This window comes from Lactiplantibacillus sp. ME-2 (assembly GCF_022549155.1).
GTDB lineage: Bacteria > Bacillota > Bacilli > Lactobacillales > Lactobacillaceae > Lactiplantibacillus > Lactiplantibacillus plantarum.
Genome location: NZ_JAKZEQ010000007.1, coordinates 13142 through 30610, shown reverse-complemented (window position 1 = coordinate 30610; position 17469 = coordinate 13142). Strand labels below are relative to the sequence as shown.

Genomic DNA, 17469 nt, shown 5'->3' with positions numbered 1-17469 from the left:
GGCTAATCCTCTTTTCTTAAGTTGACGAAAATCTGGTCAACGAGTTGTTGTTGTGTCGTTGAGAGCTGGTTACCAGTAATCGCGTGGAAAAATTGCCCAACAATTGCATCAGGACTCAGTTCGTTCATGTTTTTGGGGCCACTAATGGCGGTGGCTTGGTGGTTCGATTCGTAGTCCAGTTCGACAATGGTGCCGTAGATTTGTTCGAGTTGCGCCCGGACGTTCAGATGCTTACTACGGTCGAATTCCTGGACGGTGATCGCAAACCAAGCCTGCTTTAACGGCTGTTGCTGATAAAAGTTGGGATCAAGTAACGTTTCCCAAGGCGCACGCAACGTAACCAAGTCAGTTTGCGGCTGAATTGGTTTGAATTCATGGGTGATCGCAGTGGGTGTGATTGTCACAATTTCAACACCTTTGCCATGGAACTTAGGGTTGGCTTCCTTGACGTTAAATTTGACGGGGCTACCGGCATAACGAATTCGATCTTTGTCGGGTGAGGCTAACCGAGTGTGAATGTGGCCCAGCATCACGTAGTCGAAGTCTGCGAATAAATCGGTGGTCAGCGTCGCCAAACCGCCCACTTTGGAAGTTGTTTCACTTGTTAATTCCAAGTCGTCATCTGCTTTGGGTGTAACGGTAAAATGAGTAATCAACAAGTGCCGTTTTTCAGGATCAAAGGTGGTAACGAGGTCACTAACCACGCGTTGCATCGCATCGTGAATGGTGTGAATCGCCTTGACTTGTTTTTCGGGCAAACCTTGTTGCTGATAGTAGACCCGCGCGTCAATGGGGTCAAAAAACGGTAACATAAAGATTTGTACCGTTGGGGTCTCGATGGGCGTGAAGGCCTCGGCTAGTAACGTATTGATATGAAAATTATTATAGGCTAGCCATTCACGACCGTAGTTGAGACGTTTGGCGCCATCATGGTTGCCAGCAATGGCATAGATTGGTAGGTGATGCTCGATATTAATAGCCTGCAGCATGTGGTCGAGTGAAGTGACCGCATCGGTACTCGGAACGGCCCGGTCGTAGATGTCCCCAGCAATCACGATACCATCAACTTTTTCAGCCAATGCAATCGTTAGAATTTGCTTGAACGCTGCTTCCTGTTCATCTAACAAAGAATAACCGTTAAGCGTCCGGCCGATGTGCCAATCCGCTGTATGTAGTAACTTCATGGGAGTTCCTCCTTGAGTTTGAATTGTTAATTTCCATTATCGCATATTTACATAAAATTTCAGGTCTCGAAGTGTCGTCTGCCCAAAGTAGATTAATTTTGACGAAATACGTTTGATTTAGTTTGGAATGTTGGCGGACAAACTTGAAAGTGGGCAAGTTCTACCCCTTATTATGCAATTCAGCTATAATTGCGCTTAACTAGTTGAGCAATTATTGATTGCAACATACGGGTGAGTAATTTGCTGGTCATCCTTGCTTTCAGCGATTGCGTGTTTTAGTCACGCATAACGTAGGACTCGGTATTGGAATAATTATGGCGCTGCAACCTTATCTGGCTAGCAGTTTAGAATGGGGGCTTACTCATGATTCCAGAAAAATGGCAACAGACGCTTGGGGTTAAATTGCTTATCATGGTAAATTTAATCAATTTGGTCATCTTAGTAGTGATTAAACTGGCCAGTGGTGGGCCCATGTGGCAAATTCGTAATGCACCGTTGGCCGTGGTTGGTGGGTTATTTTTAATTGGGATTAGTTTAATTTTGATCTGTAAACAGAATTCCAACTGGCGCAAGGGAACGTATCTCGGTGCTGATATTAACTTGACCGTTTTATTTTATTTGTTACTTATTGATTTCAACCGGATTTCCACGATTGGCTTTGCGCTGATCGCGATAATCATCTCGATTGTCGCATTACCGATGGCATATACTTCTCGTAATCGCTTGGTTGGAATCCGGATTCCGTGGACCTATTTGTCAGAAGAAAACTGGCATCGGACTAATGTGCTAGCAGGCAGATTATTTGGAATCTCAGGACCGCTGTTAGTAGCGATGGGAAAGATGTCAACAGACTCATTTCTCAATGTCTTTGTTACGATTATCGTGTTGGTCGTGATTTTGACCGTGGGTTATTCCTACCAGCTAAGTAAGAAATTGATCTGATCGGCCTGGCAGCGTTAATTGGCATCTCGTGGTAATGTTTGCGAAATCAGTTAAGGGGACGGCTGCGTGCCGGTTAGGTGCAACGTAAAAAGCACCGCCATGAGAATTTTCATGACGGTGCTTTAGTGTTGATTAAGCTTCAGTGGTTATTTACGGTGTCGTTGTTGTTTACCGGCATTCCGACCACGCCCCGCATTATTTTGCGGACGAGGATGACTAGGCTTGGATTCAGTTGCATTAATCGGCTTTGGTTGCGTCGGTGTTGGTGTTTTGATGGGGTGCTTTTTGAGTTCTGCTTCAACTTCGCGCCGAATACGTGGCCGGAAGAAGTTGATGATCAGTGTTTGCAAGCAGGCAAACAAACCACCAACGAAGAAGTAAAGTCCTAAACCTGCGGGAGCGGACATGGAAACAAATAAAATCATGACCGGACTCATAATGAGCATGAGACGCATCGTCTTCTTCTGTTCTTCAGGTAAACCAATCATGGATAGGTAACCCTGTGCCAAGTAGGATAAAAAGGCTAAAATGGCTAGAATCAGACTGGATTTCCCAAGGGAGATCCCCATAAAGGTCGCCTTAGATAATTCAGGCGAATAGCGAATAGCGTAGTACAAGGCGGAGAAAATTGGCAGTTGAATCAGTAGTGGTAAACAGCCAATACCACCAGTCATGCTAATACCGTTGTCACGGTAAAGTTGCATGAGCTCATTACTGATTGCGGCTTTTTCTTCCTGAGTCGTCGCTGCTTTTTGCCGTGCCTGGATTTTTTCCATCTGTGGCCGAACCGCGGACATTTTTTCTTGTTGGTAGGTTGATTTACGTTGTTGATTAATCATCATTGGCAGTAAAACGAGTCGCACAATGACCGTCAAGCCGATGATTGCCCAACCGTAGTTGTTACCGAATAGTTGTGACAACCATTCCATCACGTTTTGCCCTGGCTTTGCAAGGTACTCGTAAACAAACCCGTATGGTTTACCAGCTTTGGTCGTTTGCACACAACCGCTTAGAAACAGTGCTAACGTTCCTAAGGTGATGGTGAGCGTAAGGCCTTTTTTTGATTTCACTAGTTAATAATCCCCTTTGTTAAAGTCATATAATGATGATGATACTAAAGATGTCGGGGGAATTCAATTGGTTATCCGAAAATCGTGATAGTTTTGTGGTTCAACTTCATGCACTTCGAGGTGCTTGACCTTGCCAAAATCGGTTGGCGACTGCCGAACAACGTCGATAAAGACTTGCACTCGTTGATCTTCACCCTCGGCTTCAATAAAGACTGAGCCGTCCATCAGGTTACGAACGATTCCGTTCACGCCGCATTTGTCAGCGGCAACTTTAGTGGCCCAACGGAAGCCCACCCCCTGGACCCGGCCGGTTGCTTTTAATGTTACTGCACGCATTGTGTCACTTCCTTACTTAACTTGTTCAGCTAGTCTAACCTGTGACTAGCATCTTGATTGTACTGATTGCTGATTGTATTGTGTTAGCATAATTAGTACAATCTGTATTACTTATATAATAGCATGGAAATGTTTAACGGGCGATATGCTATACTTGGGATAAAACGGACACTTTCGAATGATACAGGGTGCCCCGAATTGACAAGACCGGCTGATGTTTCAACCGATTAATTAAAGGAAGTTGACGATGGAAAAAATTAATTCATTACAAAATGCGCACGTCAAGGCGTGGAAAAAGCTCCAAACAAAGAAGGGACGCAAACAACAGGGACAATACTTGCTAGATGGTTGGCATTTAGTCAACGAAGCAGTTAAAGCACACGTCGCGATTCAGACCTTGCTCATTACTGCCAAGCAATTGGCGACCGAACCGGACTTGACTCATTTTCCAGCGGTCATTGAAATCTCTGATGAAGTCGCCAAACATATCAGTGCGACGGTGACGCCGCAGGGGGTGTTTGCGCTGGCGACCCTGCCTGCTGCAATTGAAGATCTATCACAATTAGATTTAACGCGGCCTTGGTTACTGCTCGATAATGTTCAAGATCCCGGAAATATTGGAACCATGGTACGGACTGCGGATGCTGCGGGTTTTGCCGGCGTCGCTTTCGGTACCGGGACGGTGGACATCCATCAACCCAAAGTTGAACGAGCTATGCAGGGGAGTCAGTTTCATTTACAACTGATTAGTACTGATCTCGACAAGTTGGTTGACCAATTGCAGGCGCAGGGTTCACCAGTCTACGGTTCAGAGTTAAATCCACAGGCAGCCCGGTATTTAGATATTGACGCGCCGGCTAGTTTTGGCTTGATCATGGGAAACGAAGGTAATGGAATGAGTCGGGAATTATTGGCACGGACAGACCAAAACTTATACATTCCCATCAAGGGGCAAGCAGAATCGTTAAATGTAGCCGTGGCTGCTGGCGTTTTAATGTTCGGTTTATATCGCTAACTTACAATTAGTAAGAAAATGCTAAAATCCAGGTAAAATACTTTCAAAATGACTGGCTTTTTAGTAGAATAGCCGTAGATATTAGCAAAGGGAGCTTTAGATGAAAACTAATAATGCGTGGCAACAAGATTCTGAATACGTGGCGATCGTCGAAGATTTATTAGCACAGCCGGCCGTTCAGCGGCTTGCTGAGTTTACACAGCACCACCATTCAAATCGATTGGATCATTCGATTGCAGTTTCATATGATAGTTATGTTTTAGCGAAGAAATGGCATCTAAATACGACGGCAGTGGCGCGTGGTGGATTATTGCATGATTTGTTTTATTATGACTGGCGTGAAACCAAGTTTGATCTCGGCTCGCACGCATTTATTCATCCGCGGGTAGCGTTACGTAACGCTGAAAAGTTAACGAAATTAACGCCGATGGAAAAAGATATCATTTTGAAGCATATGTTTGGTGCAACTTTAGCTGTGCCTAAATATCGTGAAAGTTTGCTCGTCTCTTTAGTTGATGATTATGAAGCAGAACATGAATTTTTTGGACCATTACGTATGAAAGTGGCCAAACAACTAGATCGGTTCCGAGGCAAGGTCTCCGCCGGTTAATTCAATAATTGGGGGTCATTGCATGTCAGAAATGCTAGCTGACACGGTAACAGAATCCAACGTGGATTTCGAACTGTGTCCAAAATTTGAAAAGACGTTCTCAATTCTAGGGAAAAAGTGGAACGGTTTAATTATCGATGTTTTACTGGAAGACGGTCCCCAACGCTTTAAGAATCTGGCACGCCGGATTCCTAAGTGCAGTGATCGGGTGCTGGTCGTTCGTCTCAAGGAATTGGAAGAAAACGGCATTGTGAGTCGGGTAACCCATTGTGACTCTGCCCTGATTGAGTATCGCTTGACTACGAAGGGGCAAGATTTACGACAGGTCATGGATACGGTCCATAACTGGTCTGATAAGTGGTTCAGCCCGGCCGAATCCTAATACGGGGTTGACGTGCAGGGCACTTTGCCATAAACTGACAATGTAGATAAAAGCCTTGACGAGAGATAGTAGTTAGTTACGGCGTCGTAGGGACGGGTGTCACCGATTGAAAGCACCCTGGCGACCAAGATTGACGAATTCACTCTCTGAGCTGAAATTGGGCGTTTGTGTAAACAAATAATTTTCCGGTATCCCGACCGTTATGACGGGTAGTGAGTGTGCATAGTGACTACTATGCAAACAAGGGTGGTACCGCGATGACCTCGTCCCTTTTCAGGGATGGGGTCTTTTTTTGTCCGCAACGCAACTAAAAATTGGAGGCAGCATATGAGTTTACAAGATCGATTAACCGAATTACGCGATCAAGGCTTGGCCGATATTAAATCCGCCGATGTTTTGAAAAAGGTTAACCAAGTCAAAGTTGATTTACTTGGTAAAAAGGGTCCGATTACAGAAGTATTGCGCGGAATGCGCGACTTAAGCCCGGAAGAACGGCCAAAGGTGGGCGCTTATGCCAACGAAGTTCGTGACCGGATTCAGGCTGCGATTGATGAACGCCGTGAAGAACTGGAACAAGCGGCCGTTAATGAGCAATTGGCTGCCGAAAAACTGGATGTGACGTTACCGGGTCGGGAAGTTCCACAAGGCCAGCCTCACGTGATTACCCAGATTATTACTGAATTGGAAGATCTATTTATGGGAATGGGCTATCAAATTGTTGATGGTGATGAAGTTGAAGAAGATTACTACAACTTTGAACGGTTGAACTTACCGAAGGACCATCCCGCTCGTGACATGCAAGACACGTTCTATATTACCAAAGACGTGCTACTACGCACGCAGACGTCTGCTGATCAGCCGCGGTCACTTGAAAATCACGATTTCTCTAAAGGACCGCTGAAGGTCTTGTCACCTGGCCGCGTTTATCGGCGTGATACGGATGATGCAACCCATTCACATCAATTTCATCAAATTGAAGGGTTAGTCGTGGACAAGCATATTACGATGGCTGATTTGAAGGGCACCTTAATTCTGGTTGCCAAGACTTTGTTTGGCGATCAATTCGATGTTCGGCTACGGCCAAGCTTCTTTCCATTCACGGAACCATCCGTAGAAGCTGATGTAACTTGCTTTAATTGCAATGGCAAGGGCTGTGCAATCTGTAAGCAAACGGGTTGGATCGAAGTACTGGGTGCCGGCATGGTTCACCCCCACGTGTTAGAAATGTCTGGCATTGATCCAGAAGAATATGGTGGTTTTGCCTTTGGGTTAGGACCAGACCGCTTTGCAATGTTGAAATACGGTGTTGACGATATCCGCAACTTCTACTTGAATGACGTGCGGTTCTTGTCACAGTTCTATAAGAAAGGTTAGGCGTCCACATGAGAATTTCTACGACATGGTTACGCGATTATTTGAAGCTGGACATTCCGGCCGATGAATTAGCAGAAAAGATTGAACGGACGGCCGTTGAAGTTGACGGTGTTATTCGTCCCAGTGAAGGATTGAAAAAAGTTGTAGTGGGGCACGTCTTAACGTGTGAGCCACATCCAGATTCTGATCATCTCCACGTTTGTCAAGTGGACGTAGGCGAATCAGAACCCTTGCAAATCGTTTGTGGGGCACCTAACGTTGCGGCTGGCGAAAAGGTGATCGTGGCGTTACCCAATTCATGGATTGGTGGTCACACTAAGATCAAGAAGAGTAAGATGCGGGGAGTTCCATCAAATGGGATGCTGTGCGCCTTAGACGAACTTGGTTTTGATGAAAAGTTAGTTCCAAAAGAAGTTGCGGATGGTATTTTCATTCTGCCTGACGATGCCACGCCAGGTGATCCGGTCTTTTCATACCTAGGGATGGATGATGAAATTATTGACATGTCCGTTACCCCTAACCGTGGTGACATGCTTAGTATGAATGGTACGGCGCATGAACTTGCTGCCATTTACGACCAACAACCAACGATGCCGAAAGTTGATTTGCATGAAGATGCTACGACGGTGGCTGCGGATGATCTACATGTGGCTGTCGCTGCCGACGAACATGATGTCCCAATGTACAAAATGCGTCTAATTAAAAACGTTACGATTAAGCCAAGTCCGTTATGGCTCCAAATTCGAATTTGGAATGCTGGTATGCGGCCAATCAATAACGTCGTTGACGCAACGAACTACATTTTGATGCAATATGGACAACCGCTACATGCTTTTGACTTTGATCAATTGAATGACGGTCAAATTAACGTCCGGTTGGCGAAAGCTGGCGAGCATTTAACGACGTTAGATGGTGAAGATCGCGAATTACTAGCGAGTGATCTGTTGATTTGTAGTGGCGATCAACCAATTTGTTTGGCTGGGACGATGGGTGGCCTAGCGACCGAAGTCACTGATCAGACTACGACCATTGCGTTGGAAGGTGCGGTTTTTGATGCAGTTAAGATTCGTAAAACTGCCCATAATCATGACTTACACAGCGAAGCTTCAATGCGCTACGAACGGGGCATTGACCACGGCATGACCGCAACGGCCTTAGACGCTGCCGCAGCCATGATTGCAGAACTTGGTGATGGTCAAGTTGCTAGTGGTATGGTCATCGGTCGTGATGAGGATGTGCAACCAACGACAGTAACCATTGACTTAGCACGGATCAACCACGTCTTAGGAACTGAGTTGTCATTGGACACGGTCAGTGATATTTTTAAACGATTGGACTTTCCAACGGTCGTTGCTAATGAAACGTTCACGGTTACGGTGCCATCACGGCGTTGGGATATCCATATTCCGGCTGACCTTATCGAAGAAATCGCCCGGCTATACGGTTATGATAACTTACCAGCGACCCTACCAACGGGCCAACCAACAATCGGTAAGCTTAATGAGACCCAACAGGTGATTCGTGACTCACGTAAGTTAATGGAAAGTGCTGGTCTCACGCAAGCCATCAGTTACTCATTGACCACGGAGACTAAGTCGAAGGCCTTTGCGCTTCATGCTAGTGACGTCACTAAATTAGACTTTCCAATGAGTTCAGAACGGACCACGCTACGCTTGAGTCTAGTTTCTGGTTTGCTGGATGATTTAGCTTATAACAATGCTCGTAAGGAACACAATGTGGCATTGTATGAAGAAGGACGGGTCTTTTACAGTCAACCTGAACAAGTCCGGCCGAAGGAAATTGAACACATTGCCGGAGCTATTACGGGTTCCATGGTTCCCAAGAGCTGGGGCGTTGCCGAACAACCCGTTGATTTCTTCCAGATTAAGGGTATCGTGGCTGGTTATCTGAAGAGTCTGGCGTTGCAAGATGCCGTTAGTTACGTTGCCACGGCCGAACATCCAGAGATGCATCCTGGTCGGACAGCTGATATTTACGTTGGTGACCAGTTAGTCGGTTTCGTCGGTGAAGTTCATCCAACGACTGCCAAAGCCTACAAGATTCGGGAAACTTATGTCTTTGAACTGGATTTAACGGCGTTGATTGCCTTACCAAAAGCGCGTCAACAGTATCAACCGATCTCCAAGTTCCCAAGTATCACCCGGGACGTGGCGATGTTGATTGATGACGATGTGACCAACGCAACCGTGGTTGCCTTGATCAACAAGAAGGGCGGCGCGCATTTACGGCACGTTCAACTCTTTGATGTTTATAATGGGAGTCACGTGCCAGCGGGTAAAAAGTCGCTAGCTTATACGTTAACGTATCAAGACCAAAACGCAACGTTAGTCGATGATGATGTTACGACAGCATTTGAAAAAGTACTGACAGCCTTAACGGATGAATTAGGTGCTGAAATTCGTTAGTTTGTTGATAGTCTTGTTAAACGCCGAATGATTTGAAGTCATTCGGCGTTTAATGTGTGTCCAAGATCCTAAAAAACCATAAAACTAATGGCGAACTAGTGCAAACTGGGCAACAGTTTTGTATAATTGATAAGATTAATCAATAAATGGAGGGGCGAGTCTTGAATAACAACCAGGATAACCAAGATCAGAAGGATCAAAACGATTCACAAGATCGTGGGGTAAATGAACCTAATCGTTCAGAACAAAAACAGCGGAAATCATTTTCGAAACACGTTATTGGTGGCGTTGTTGGTATTTTAGTCGTACTTTTAATTATTGTGGGGGTATTGGGTTATCGATATTTTGATAATGCGACGCAACCATATGACAGTAGCGACAATCGCGTCGTTCAAGTTGATATCCCGTACGGTGCTAATGGTAAGAAAATTGCCGATATTTTACAGCGCGAAAAGGTGATCAAGAGTGGTTTTGTCTTTGAATACTGGACGAAAGCACACAACTTATCAAACTTTCACGCGGGCTACTATCAGTTGAAGCCTTCGATGTCACTTGCTCAAATCGCGAAGGCCTTGAATAAAGGTGGTTCATCGGAACCGGTTCAGAGTTCTAGTGGTAAAGTCCTAATCGTTGAAGGTAGTCAGATTAAGACGATTGCGAAGACGGTTCAAAAACAAACTGATTTCACGTCGGCAGAATTTCTAGCCTTAATGAAGGATCAAACATTCATCAAATCATTGGCCAAGAAGTATCCACAATTGTTGAATTCAGCGATGAGTGCTAAGCAAGTTCGCTATCGTTTAGAAGGCTATTTGTTCCCGGCAACTTATGTTGTTGGTAAGAAAACAACTTTGAAACAATTAGTAACGCAGATGGTTTCGAAGACTAATGATGAGCTTGAACCATACTACGCGCAAATTAAGAAGTCGAAGATGTCCGTGCAAGAAGTAATGACCTTAGCGTCCTTAGTTGAACGTGAAGGCAGTACGACGAAAGATCGGCGGTTGATTGCTGGCGTCTTCTTGAATCGGTTAGATGCTAAGTGGCGCTTGGATTCTGATATTTCAGTGTTCTATGCGATCAATTCTAACAAGTCAACGTTAACGAATAAAGATTTGCAGACTGATTCACCGTATAACTTACGGTTGAACTTAGGCTACGGCCCCGGACCGTTCAACAGTCCTAGTTTAACATCGATCAAGGCAGTCTTAGATCCTGCACAACGGAGCAAGGGTTACATGTATTTCGTAGCAGATTTGAAGACTGGTGATGTCTATTATGCAAAGGATGCTGCGGGTCACGCGGCAAACATCAAGAAGGTTTCGAAGCACAACGAAGCCGCTGAAAAATAAGAATGAGGCGTAACTTAAATGACTGAAAATAAACATCGCCGACCAGTAGTCATCGGGGTAACTGGTGGTTCCGGTAGTGGTAAAACTACGGTCAGCAATGCAATTTACAACCAATTATCTGGTCAATCATTGTTGATCTTACAACAGGATTCCTATTACAATGATCAAAGTGAAATGACAATGGCTGAGCGCCATGCCGTTAATTACGACCACCCACTGGCTTTCGATACAGATTTGATGATTAAGCAAATCAAGCAGTTGCTGGCCTATCAACCGATTGAAAAGCCGGTCTATGATTACGAGCAGTATACGCGTAGCGACAAGACCATTCATCAAGAACCGCGGGATGTGATCATTGTCGAAGGGGTATTGATCCTAGATGATCAGCGTTTACGCGACCTGATGGATATTAAGGTGTTCGTCGATACCGACGATGATATTCGAATCATTCGGCGCATTCAGCGTGATATCAAAGAGCGGGGCCGGACACTAGACTCTGTGATTGGTCAATATTTGGCGACGGTCAAACCAATGTATCATCAGTTTGTGGAACCAACGAAACGTTATGCCGATCTAATTGTGCCAGAAGGTGGCGAAAATGAAGTTGCCATTGATTTATTGACAACTAAAGTTCGTTCAATTTTATAAAAAATAACGTCTTAACCAGCGCTATTTTAGATTTAAGAGTTTACTTTTAAAATCTGAAATGGTAGGCTGGTTTTTGATAACTATATTGCGTATTTGAGGAGTGAAACACATTGGCTGAAGATAAGACATATCCAATGACAGAAGAAGGCAAGGTCAAGCTGGAAAAAGAGCTTGAAGACCTTCGAATTAATCAACGTCCAGAAATTATTAATCGTATTAAGATCGCACGTAGCTACGGTGATTTATCAGAAAACTCTGAGTATGAATCAGCAAAGAATGAACAAAGCTTGCTAGAAAACCGGATTAAGACGGTTGAACACATGCTTCAATATGCTGAAATCATCGATAGTGACAAGATTGACGAAACGGAAGTCTCCGTTGGTAAAATCGTGACGTTCAAAGAATTACCTGATGAAGAACCAGAAAGCTACACCATTGTTGGTGCTGCCGAAGCTGATCCAATGGTTGGCAAGATTTCTAATGATTCCCCGATCGCCAAGGGCTTGATTGGGCATCACGTTGATGAAGAAGTTGCCATCAACATTCCAGCCGGTACCATGACGGTTAAGATTTTGAAGGTTGAAAACGCGTAATTTTACGCTTAAGACTGTTTTGAGGTAGCGGATACCTTGAAACAGTCTTTTTTGGTGGTTTAGAAGCGCGATTACTGATTACCAGCCACTATTTAACGAACTGTTACTGAACAAGCACGTTTGCGTGTGAGTTCGGGATTCAAGCAAAACACCGCTTATCTGCACAAAGCAGGTAAACGGGTGAGTAAATTGGACGTGTTACATTTTTTTAGCATTTACTATGATTAAAACATGCCAGTTGTGTAGGTTCGAAAACAGCCAGCTTAGACCCGCTGGAAACAGCTCGAACTCGCGTAGACTTTTGTTGTGGGTTCGTCCTACGCCGACCTCCAGGCATTTCTGCCAATTGCCGGAACGTGGTGGGCACAGATTTGAGCCGAAACACCACGTCTCAAATACTGGCCTTTCACTAACCAAGCAAAGGACGCTTGCTAAGTGAAATTTCACCACTGGGCATTGTCAGAAACGCCTTCTAGTCGGGATAGTATTCGAATGGCAGACGGTGAGGTACCCAACTTTTGATAAATTGGTCATTGCTTTTCAAAAACGGTAATTTTGTCAATCAACTGTTAGACTGAGAGTGATATTGTACTTAAGGTTCCAGTATTAAAATAGTCGACGACCAATTGCACCAAGTTAAGTGGCCGTTTATCAGCCATTCGAGCGGGTTTCCGAAATGTGCTCGGTACCACTGAAGCCTGTGCGTGCTACGCCAACGGACTAATGCCAAAACCGCATTAATCCGATGGCTAGGCAATGCTCGGCTTCAACCCGTGACCCCTCACAGGCTTGAGACCGGAGGGGCTGGGTGACAATGCTCAGTAGCCAAATTATTCTTAGCTGGAAGTGGGTTGCTTCCGGCTTAGAATAAGAGTCGTATTTGAGATGACGCGGGTTATGCGTTAGCTCAAATCGACTTCGGCTGCGTTCCAGCAATTGGCACCCAGCCCCGGAGGTCGGAATAGGACGCGCAAGTGCTGATGAACAGTAATCCAACCAACTGGCATGTTTTAATCATGATTCATGACAGATTGATCAGGATATGGCCGACAGCAAAGTAGGATTAGATATAGATAATTCGTAATTCACCAAGCGAGACGCTGCCGGTTAGTATGACACCCGGGCCAGCAGTGGTCGGTGTACCTGTCGATGAGATGTGGCCCATTGAGTTGCTGAGATTTTCCTGTAGCTGCCAAGTTTGAGGGAGGTATAACTCAAGGCTACCTAATGAAACGTCGACATTGATGGTTGCTCGGCCTTCTTTGATGTCAGCGTCATCGAAGTAGATTTTGGCACCAGCCATTGATACGTTCAGATCCGCAGAACGAAAATTTTCGCTGTGAACGTAGCGGATACTGTTGCCTAGTGAGAGATCTAAATTAACATGGTCATCGTTGATTGTGCTCGTTGATTCATGGACGTCATCGTGGTTATGATGATTGTAATGAGCATGATCATGGTTGTGATAGCGATAATGATATTGATAACGGGGATGAATCAAAAGACCCAAACCAATGCTGAGTAATACGGCAGCCCCTAAAATTGTCCATGGTACGAGCTTAGTGATTCCAAGTGGTTGCGCATAGATCATGGCTAAGAATGCGATAGCGAAGACGACGCCCGGCATATTCAAGTAACGAAGGCTACTAATTAAAGCCGCAACTAGAATCAATGTTAACAAGAGACTCCAGATGCTGACGTGGAGCGTGAAGAGACTGAGTTGACTAACGATAAGAACGACGGCGCTGACAATTAAGAAGACGGGCCAAAACCAATTTTTGTGCATTTATAACAGTCCTTTCTGTTCAAGACTTATTTTGAGTTGGCGATAGTAGCGTCTTGAAGCGTACAGTTGTTTAGGTGAGTGGTGAAACGCAATCAAGTTCCCGGTCAATGTCTTGGTCAAGGAATAGACTTGTTTGGTATTGACAATGGCAGATTTGGAGACGCGAAGAAAGTAAGCAGGTAAGCCTGTGCCCACAGCGGTCAGCGACTTGGGAACACGATAAACATTATCCAGCGTATGGGCGGCGACCTGGTGACCAGTTGCTTCGATGAATAGGATCGAAGTAAGCGGTAACTGTACGAGTTGACCACGTTGTGAAACGGTTAACGTAGCGGCCTCAATTGAAAGATTTTTGAGAGCAGCAGTGAGGGCGGCCGTTTCGGGGTAGTCGACTGGAACATGCAGTGTGACGGTTGGAATTGAGGTGCCGGGATCCGTTTCAATGTTCACTTGCATGGGTTTCACCTCCTTAAGTAGTTTAAGTACACCACAAAACAATGACGCTGTAAATAAAGACTCCCTTAGCGGTCATTTCAGGAACGCAACTGGTCATTGGCTTGCTCATCGACTGTCAATGTTGCGTTTTATGGGCAAAAAGGGCACAATTACTGTAAACGATTTCAATGATGAGGTGTTAGTAATGAAAATAACAATTACAGATTTGGCCAGTAAGTGGTTTCATGATGACATGGGTGTAACCACTGGTAATGGGGTGCGCTTTTACGGCAAAACTTATGGCAAGACAGCAGTTCACAGTGGCTTCTCAATCGGAATCATGCGTGATGACGAACCCCATCAACCGATTGCCATGGTTGAAAAGGATGGTGTCAATTACTATGTCAACGACCGTGATGAATGGTTCTTTAAGGGCTATGATCTCACAGTTGATTATGATGAACAAAATGACGGCCCGAAGTATGACTACACGCCCAATAACGAGTAGTTCTGGTGAGTGCTTGCCAATAGCGATTAATATTTGGACAAAAAATCAGCGTTGCCTGAATTAACAATTCAGGTAACGCTGATTTTTGCTGACCACATCTTTGACTGTGAACTGGGCTAGGCGTGGTGGCGTCGACGCCGGACGATAAACCAACCAGCCGTTGCGAGTGCACTAATCCCAGTAATCAGACTACCAGTGATTAAGAATGGCGGTCGATACGTCAAGGTGACCGTATGCTTGCCCTTACTTAATGGGACAGCAACAAAGGTATTAATCACTTTCTTAGTTGCGACGGATTTTCCATCAACAGTGGCATGCCAACCCTTGGAGTAAGGAATGGTCGTCATCAAAACTTGGTGACGATGCTTGATGTTGATTGTACCAGTAATCTTACGACTTGAGTGGGCCGTGATGTTCCAAGGGGATTGCTGGAGTTTCTGCGCCGACTTCTTGAATTGGGTATTATCCAACTTGTAGAGGGTGAAGTTTTGTAACCAGAGAGAAGTCTTCTTCATCTGAATCCCGAATGTCACGGTCTTGCCCTTGCTATTCGATGCAACGTTAACAGCGATCGTGTGCCGGTAAGTTGGGTACTGCTTGAGTTCCTTACCGTTAATGTAGTAACTCGCATTCGAAGTAGTTAGGTTTTGCCCGAGCGTGATGTAGTAGGAATCATTGGTTGTCGGCGTGAACTTAAAGTAAACCGATCCCGTTTTCGCTAAATTTTGTTTGTTCAAGACGGCGCCAGTTAACGTCGTGACCTTCTTAACGTTTTGGAAGACCACTTCGTTAAAGTTTTCGGCACTGATCAAGCCGCTGGTTGAACGATTTGCTAAGGTTTGGTAAATCAACTCTTGCCGGGCAATCGGATCGCCAGTTGTTTTGGAGACTTTCAAGCTAGTAATCTTGTCAGACGCTGCGAAACCAAGACCCAGGGCGTATGGATTTTTGTAGGTCGTGACTTTGTTAGTGCTGAGCTTTGCCGATTTTTGGTAATTCGTCAGATCTTTCTTGGTACTGGTGACCGGAATGTAGCTACGATAGTTCGCGTTATCAGTCTGGGATGTCGGTACTGTTTTATCCATAAAGTACTGCATGTCCAGTAACGAATCGGTAATCATGGTCCCGTTGGTGTAGGCGACCACACCGTCCCCATCCGGCTGACCAATTGAACCGAAAAAGTTAGGGATAATACTTTCGAAGGTCGAACTGAAATGATCAGCACCGTTATAGGCCGCCTGCATCGGATCGTCTTTAGTTCGTGTAAACGTCTTACCAATTCGATAAAAACGATTGTTGCTAGCTTTAATTTTGTTAACGGCATTGTCAAGGACTTGCGTGTATTTACCAAACTCACTTTGTGACACGTAGGAAATATTATTTAATGAAGCGACCACGTTGATCGACATATCAGTCGCAACTAAAATTAACGCGACGATTTGATAAATGAGACGTCGTTCCTTAGGCAACGTTAAGAAAATCAATGTAATTGCTGCCAAGCCAATTGTAATTAAGAGATTAGCTTGGGTGACGTAGGTGACTTTCTTAATGTTCAAGTAAATGGTTGTAAACAAACCGACCAGCAATGCGAGCATCGTTAGCGCTTGCCACAGTTTGATCGTTATTTTGTCTGTCAGTGCTTGGGCACCAATCCAGACGACCCAGAAACAAAAGACAAAGGAGAAGCGGTAAGGGTACCAAACTGGAAATTGGCCCGCATGCCACAATAAATCAAGTGGTTCGTAACAAAATGATAAGATAAGCGTCGCGGTTACAATCAAGGCGCTCAACTTCACGGACCATTTGAACTGGCGCCGTAAGAAAAAGAGCACAAAGGCGAGAACTGCTAACCATGCCACGTAAAAGTTTGGTTGACCGGATGGCATCTGATCGAAGTTGAAAGTACCGGTGACGAACTTAGCTAACATCTTCCAGGGCGCGTATTCAAGTTTCCAATGAACCTTGGTCACATTATATTGAGCCTTACTTTGAGTGAGCGCCCAGAAAGTTGGTAATAGCAACCATGCGGAGAATGCGACACCTAGCAGACCACCCCAAGCAAATTTGAGGGCGTGAGTTGCTAAGGTCTTCACGTTTTGCCAATACTTAGTTGCACCATACAACCAGTATAAACAACTGAATAAAATGACCATGTAGCCCATATAATAGTTGTCAATTAGCATGACGGCCAGCCAGCCAGCGAAGTAACGGACTTTACCAGTTGTAAACAAGCGTTCCAGTCCCAAAATGACCAATGGTAAAATGGCGACCGTGTCTAACCAGATCATGTTGAGCTGATTGGCGACCATCCAGCCCATCAGTGCGTATGCGGTACTGAAAGTTGGCACCAACCAACCCTTTTGCGTCTGCGTTTTAGTTAGTAGCCAGGCGAAGGATAGCCCTGCGAAACCATACTTTAGTACAGTGACGATAAAAATGCCGGTAGTGATTGATTGACCAGGGAATAGTAAGTAGATTAAATTAAAGGGACTCATTAAGTAATAAGCCCAGACCCCAACCATCTCGCCACCAATCGTTTTGGAGAAGGAATAGAAGAAAGCACTCGGATCGTGCAGTAGGGTATGCCGGAAATAGGAAAACAAGTCAACGTATTGTTGGCCTAAATCGACCGTTAACAGACTGCTTGATCCAAAGGGAGCCATGTGCCGATAAATAAAATAACCGGTCATGATCAGTAAAGGTAACCAAAAGCTGATCCATAATGGCCATGTGCGCTTGTCAAAAAAACGACGGAGTTTCAAAAATTGCCACCTCAATCTCTAATAATTCACAGCCAAACAGAAAAAT

At 45.0% G+C, this 17469-nt stretch carries 16 protein-coding genes; 10 read left to right on the top strand and 6 right to left on the bottom strand.

Annotated features, from left to right (window positions below; translation table 11 throughout):
- Window positions 1–2: 2 nt before the first annotated feature.
- On the bottom strand, window positions 3–1184 hold the full coding sequence (locus tag MMY95_RS03925; protein ID WP_104795683.1) for an exonuclease SbcCD subunit D: 1182 nt from the start codon (window positions 1182–1184) through the stop codon (window positions 3–5).
- A 363-nt stretch (window positions 1185–1547) separates the two neighbouring features.
- Here MMY95_RS03925 and MMY95_RS03920 point away from each other — a divergent pair, with 363 nt between their 5' ends.
- Window positions 1548–2126 (top strand): SdpI family protein, encoded by a 579-nt coding sequence (locus MMY95_RS03920; RefSeq protein ID WP_015380257.1) that lies wholly within the window; start codon window positions 1548–1550, stop codon window positions 2124–2126.
- A 146-nt stretch (window positions 2127–2272) separates the two neighbouring features.
- Here MMY95_RS03920 and yidC read toward each other — a convergent pair whose 3' ends face one another.
- Window positions 2273–3196 carry a membrane protein insertase YidC gene (gene yidC / locus MMY95_RS03915; RefSeq protein ID WP_003640306.1) on the bottom strand — a complete coding sequence of 308 codons (924 nt, stop codon included), beginning with the start codon at window positions 3194–3196 and terminating at the stop codon, window positions 2273–2275.
- Between the two features lie 63 nt (window positions 3197–3259).
- Window positions 3260–3532, bottom strand: coding sequence for an acylphosphatase (locus tag MMY95_RS03910; RefSeq protein WP_003638559.1), 273 nt, complete (start codon window positions 3530–3532; stop codon window positions 3260–3262).
- Window positions 3533–3779: 247 nt separating this feature from the next.
- Here MMY95_RS03910 and MMY95_RS03905 point away from each other — a divergent pair, with 247 nt between their 5' ends.
- The 8 genes from MMY95_RS03905 to greA all read left to right on the top strand — a co-directional run bounded on the left by MMY95_RS03905 (window position 3780) and on the right by greA (window position 11932).
- Window positions 3780–4547 carry an RNA methyltransferase gene (locus MMY95_RS03905; RefSeq protein WP_003640308.1) on the top strand — a complete coding sequence of 256 codons (768 nt, stop codon included), beginning with the start codon at window positions 3780–3782 and terminating at the stop codon, window positions 4545–4547.
- A 100-nt stretch (window positions 4548–4647) separates the two neighbouring features.
- The gene (locus tag MMY95_RS03900; RefSeq protein WP_003640309.1) at window positions 4648–5157 is read left to right on the top strand and encodes an HD domain-containing protein; all 510 of its coding nucleotides are present in this window, start codon (window positions 4648–4650) and stop codon (window positions 5155–5157) included.
- Between the two features lie 22 nt (window positions 5158–5179).
- On the top strand, window positions 5180–5539 hold the full coding sequence (locus MMY95_RS03895; RefSeq protein ID WP_003638562.1) for a helix-turn-helix domain-containing protein: 360 nt from the start codon (window positions 5180–5182) through the stop codon (window positions 5537–5539).
- 327 nt (window positions 5540–5866) lie between these two features.
- Window positions 5867–6913: a phenylalanine--tRNA ligase subunit alpha gene (locus MMY95_RS03890; RefSeq protein WP_003644299.1), complete on the top strand. Its 1047-nt coding sequence runs from the start codon at window positions 5867–5869 to the stop codon at window positions 6911–6913.
- An 8-nt stretch (window positions 6914–6921) separates the two neighbouring features.
- Window positions 6922–9339 carry a phenylalanine--tRNA ligase subunit beta gene (gene pheT, locus MMY95_RS03885; RefSeq protein WP_003645176.1) on the top strand — a complete coding sequence of 806 codons (2418 nt, stop codon included), beginning with the start codon at window positions 6922–6924 and terminating at the stop codon, window positions 9337–9339.
- A gap of 146 nt (window positions 9340–9485) precedes the next feature.
- Entirely contained in the window at window positions 9486–10691 is a 1206-nt protein-coding gene (mltG, locus tag MMY95_RS03880; protein WP_003640312.1) for an endolytic transglycosylase MltG, read from the top strand.
- Between the two features lie 18 nt (window positions 10692–10709).
- Complete coding sequence (udk, locus tag MMY95_RS03875; RefSeq protein ID WP_003640313.1) at window positions 10710–11339, top strand: uridine kinase; 630 nt, start codon at window positions 10710–10712, stop codon at window positions 11337–11339.
- A 110-nt stretch (window positions 11340–11449) separates the two neighbouring features.
- Window positions 11450–11932, top strand: a complete 483-nt coding sequence (gene greA / locus MMY95_RS03870) for a transcription elongation factor GreA (RefSeq protein ID WP_003640314.1) — start codon at window positions 11450–11452, stop codon at window positions 11930–11932.
- A 1063-nt stretch (window positions 11933–12995) separates the two neighbouring features.
- Here the strand turns inward: greA and MMY95_RS03865 are convergent.
- Window positions 12996–13718, bottom strand: coding sequence for a hypothetical protein (locus MMY95_RS03865; RefSeq protein WP_053267664.1), 723 nt, complete (start codon window positions 13716–13718; stop codon window positions 12996–12998).
- Window positions 13719–14174 carry a LytTR family DNA-binding domain-containing protein gene (locus MMY95_RS03860; RefSeq protein ID WP_015380261.1) on the bottom strand — a complete coding sequence of 152 codons (456 nt, stop codon included), beginning with the start codon at window positions 14172–14174 and terminating at the stop codon, window positions 13719–13721.
- 184 nt (window positions 14175–14358) lie between these two features.
- Here MMY95_RS03860 and MMY95_RS03855 point away from each other — a divergent pair, with 184 nt between their 5' ends.
- On the top strand, window positions 14359–14661 hold the full coding sequence (locus MMY95_RS03855) for a hypothetical protein (protein ID WP_003644301.1): 303 nt from the start codon (window positions 14359–14361) through the stop codon (window positions 14659–14661).
- Window positions 14662–14777: 116 nt separating this feature from the next.
- Here the strand turns inward: MMY95_RS03855 and MMY95_RS03850 are convergent, their stop codons facing one another.
- Window positions 14778–17423, bottom strand: coding sequence for a YfhO family protein (locus MMY95_RS03850; RefSeq protein WP_104795686.1), 2646 nt, complete (start codon window positions 17421–17423; stop codon window positions 14778–14780).
- Window positions 17424–17469: the final 46 nt, after the last annotated feature.

Coding starts and splice junctions, on each gene's coding strand:
- mltG (WP_003640312.1), top strand. CDS start 9,486: ATGGAGGGGCGAGTCTTGAATAACAACCAGGATAACCAAGATCAGAAG.
- MMY95_RS03900 (WP_003640309.1), top strand. CDS start 4,648: ATGAAAACTAATAATGCGTGGCAACAAGATTCTGAATACGTGGCGATC.
- MMY95_RS03865 (WP_053267664.1), bottom strand. CDS start 13,718: ATGCACAAAAATTGGTTTTGGCCCGTCTTCTTAATTGTCAGCGCCGTC.
- MMY95_RS03910 (WP_003638559.1), bottom strand. CDS start 3,532: ATGCGTGCAGTAACATTAAAAGCAACCGGCCGGGTCCAGGGGGTGGGC.
- MMY95_RS03920 (WP_015380257.1), top strand. CDS start 1,548: ATGATTCCAGAAAAATGGCAACAGACGCTTGGGGTTAAATTGCTTATC.
- MMY95_RS03905 (WP_003640308.1), top strand. CDS start 3,780: ATGGAAAAAATTAATTCATTACAAAATGCGCACGTCAAGGCGTGGAAA.
- MMY95_RS03860 (WP_015380261.1), bottom strand. CDS start 14,174: ATGCAAGTGAACATTGAAACGGATCCCGGCACCTCAATTCCAACCGTC.
- MMY95_RS03890 (WP_003644299.1), top strand. CDS start 5,867: ATGAGTTTACAAGATCGATTAACCGAATTACGCGATCAAGGCTTGGCC.
- MMY95_RS03925 (WP_104795683.1), bottom strand. CDS start 1,184: ATGAAGTTACTACATACAGCGGATTGGCACATCGGCCGGACGCTTAAC.
- pheT (WP_003645176.1), top strand. CDS start 6,922: ATGAGAATTTCTACGACATGGTTACGCGATTATTTGAAGCTGGACATT.
- MMY95_RS03855 (WP_003644301.1), top strand. CDS start 14,359: ATGAAAATAACAATTACAGATTTGGCCAGTAAGTGGTTTCATGATGAC.
- MMY95_RS03895 (WP_003638562.1), top strand. CDS start 5,180: ATGTCAGAAATGCTAGCTGACACGGTAACAGAATCCAACGTGGATTTC.
- udk (WP_003640313.1), top strand. CDS start 10,710: ATGACTGAAAATAAACATCGCCGACCAGTAGTCATCGGGGTAACTGGT.